Source organism: Mesorhizobium sp. M6A.T.Cr.TU.017.01.1.1, from assembly GCF_004023115.1.
GTDB lineage: Bacteria > Pseudomonadota > Alphaproteobacteria > Rhizobiales > Rhizobiaceae > Mesorhizobium > Mesorhizobium mediterraneum.
Genome location: NZ_RZTA01000232.1, coordinates 1 through 3,006 on the forward strand (window position 1 = coordinate 1; position 3,006 = coordinate 3,006).

At 63.1% G+C, this 3,006-nt stretch carries 1 protein-coding gene and 1 pseudogene; one reads left to right on the forward strand and one right to left on the reverse strand.

Translation table 11 applies throughout. The features are described 5' to 3' along the window. A pseudogene (locus EOB36_RS33490) lies at positions 1-696 on the reverse strand (outer membrane protein assembly factor); the annotation flags it as partial. Positions 697-1,072: 376 nt separating this feature from the next. Between EOB36_RS33490 and EOB36_RS33500 the strand changes: the two are divergent. Then, a partial coding sequence (locus tag EOB36_RS33500; RefSeq protein WP_245467970.1) for an MG2 domain-containing protein occupies positions 1,073-3,006 on the forward strand: 1,934 nt, incomplete at its 3' end.

A 3,006-nucleotide genomic window follows, 5' to 3' on the forward strand; every position in this document is an offset into this window, starting at 1 on the left:
GTGGAGCGTCGAGGTGGCGTGGTCGGCAACGATCTCGCGATCCGTCACATTGGCCAACGGCCTGCCTTCCTCTTTGAGCGCCCGCACGATCGACGCCTCGGCTTTGAGCACGGCACCGGAACCGGCATCGCCGCCGGCGATCAGGCCGAAATTGGCGCCCAGCAGTCCCGCCGCATCGCCCTCCAGCCTGATGTCGCCAAGCGTGAATTTCGGCCCGGTCGCAATGTTGATCACCACCGGAATCGGCTGCGGCCCCGAAAATTCGGCGTCGGGCGGCAAATCATCGAGCGGCTTGCCTTCGATGGTGATGGTGACGACGCCCTCGTAGCGGGCGTCCGCGTAAAGTGCGGCGATAAGCTGATCGCGGTCGCCGCGCGCCTTGGCCAGCAGGCCGAGCGAACCGGAAACCGGGCGTTCTTCGTCGGCCTTCAGTGCCGACGCGTTTTCGAGCTTCTTGACGAGATCCTCGTCGGCGTCGGGCGCCTCGATGGTCACCGCATAGCGCAGCGGATCGACGATATCGGCATCTTCGTCGTCCGACGACCCCCACAGCTTGATGCCGAATATCTCGAAAGCGGCCGCATTTCCGCTCGTGGCAACCAGTGCAGTCGAGCACAGCAAAGCGAAAAGCAGGGCGTGCGAAAGCACGCGCCTTGGCGCGGTTCCTCCCGACATCTGCCTTTCACACGCCGACATTACAACTCTACACTAGCTCCCAAAGCTAAAATTGGAATGAAGTTCTGAATTGCTCGTAAAGGAGCCACAATCCAATTGTCTGAAATGGACAGGGCTTGGAATTCACACCTTCTGCGTCGCCGCAAGAAAGCGTGATCCCTGTCCTATGGAGGTACTACCGGCCATCGGCCGGAAAGGAAACCGTTGGCAGGCGGAACCTGCCGCGTCCTCGCGTTGACAAGCTGGACTGAAGCTTGAACATGTCTGGACGTTAGAGCGAGGTGCGTCCACTCGGAAGCACAAAGTACGCTCTAAGACTTTGAAGTGACGCATCGTGCTTTCCGAAAATCGATTCCGATTTTCGGGCCGATGCGTAAGCAGTGTCTGGAGGGGTATTATGGCAATGCGCGCGGCTCGTGGTCTGTCGATCCTTTTCCTTTTCTTTTTCGCCTGGGGCGGTATCGCGCAAGCGGCCGAAGCACGCCGGGTGGTGACATCGGACAATTCCGATTATTTCGGTTTCGATCTCAGATCTGACCAGAATGTCAGCCTCGACCAGTGCAAGACGACATGTCTCGGCGATCCCGCCTGCCGCGCCTTCACCTACAACCCCAAGGCTAAATGGTGTTTTCTCAAATCCGACTATAACACGCTGAAACCCTTCAACGGCGCCGTCGCCGGCAAGGTCGTCAACATCGATGGCGACCCCGATATCGGCGCGCCGCCGGACCTCGCCTTCTTCCCCGCCTGGATGGCCGACCAGGCCCAGCAATACCGCAACAGGCTCACCGGCCCGGCCTATACCAAGCCTACCGATGGGCTGGCGGCGCTGAAGCAGGCGGCGCAACAAGCATCGCAGACCGGCGACCGCCGCTCGGCCATGCAAAAATACGAGGCTTTGGTTTCGGTACTGCCCGACGACGGCCAGCTCTGGCTTGAACTGGCGCGGGAAACGCTCGCCGTGCCGCCGGCCGCCAACAGTGCGGAGGCGTCCACACTGCCGGCGAATGCCACCTCCGCCGCCTTCAACGCCTACAAACTGCTGCGCACCACAAAAACGCGCGCCGAAGCGCTGGCACTGCTTGGCGACGGGCTCGACCGCCGCGACCTCTCCCGGCCGGCCCTGCAGGCCTACGAAGCGAGCCTCGCGCTGGTCAATTCGTCTTGGGTCACGGCCGCCTATCAAGACCTCAAGGCCCGCAAGGGCTTCCGCATCGTCGATCACACGGTCGACGCCGACACCAGCGCGCCGCGCATCTGCGCGCAGTTTTCCGAGGATCTGGTCAAGACCGGCGTCGACTACTCGCAATTCGTCACCGTCGACAACGCCGCCCCCAAGGGCGTCGAGGCCAAGGACAAGCAGATCTGCGTCGAAGGGCTTGAGCATGGCCAGCATTACGACGTGACCTTCCGCCCCGGCCTGCCGGCCGCCATCGGCGAGGTGATCACCGCACCGGTGGTGCTGTCGATCTATGTGCAGGACCGCGCCCCGTCCGCCCGTTTCACCGGCGACAGCTTTGTGCTGCCCGCCGGCGCGCGCCGCGGCATCCCGGTCGTCACCGTCAACATGAACGCCGCCGAAATGAAGCTCTATCGCATCGGCGACCGCTCGCTGACCCAACTTCTTTCGGGCTACCAGTTCCTGCGCCAGCTGGACGGCTACGACATCTCCAACATTTCCGATCAGATGGGCGAGCCGGTCTGGCAAGGCCAGCTCGACATCGCCAGCGACCTGAACAAGGAAGTCACCACCTCCTTCCCGGTCGACGAGGCGCTGCCGCTGCGCAAGCCCGGTGTCTATGTGCTGACCGCACAACCGATCGACGAGAATGACGACGACTATGATTCCCGCGCCACGCAATGGTTCGTTGTCTCCGATATCGGCCTGTCGACCTATACGGGACAGGATGGATTGAACGTCTTTGCCCGTTCGCTCGGAACCGCCAAGCCGATCGCGGGTGCTGAACTGACGCTGCTCGCCAGGAACAATGACATCCTCGGCACCGCGACCACGGACGCGGAAGGCCGTGCCGTCTTCAACCCCGGCCTGACGCGCGGCGACGGCGGCATGGTGCCGGCCGTGCTGACGGCGAAACAGGGCGACAACGACTTCGTCTTCCTCGACATGGGCCGCGCCGGCTTTGACCTGTCCGATCGTGGCGTCACCGGGCGTCCGGCGCCGGGCGCGCTCGACGTCTATGCCTGGACCGAACGCGGCATCTACCGCGCCGGCGAGGACGTCCATGTCGCAGCGCTTGCCCGCGACGGCGCTGCCAAGGCGGTCGAGAACCTGCCGCTGACCTTCATCTTCACGCGTCCCGACGGCGTCGA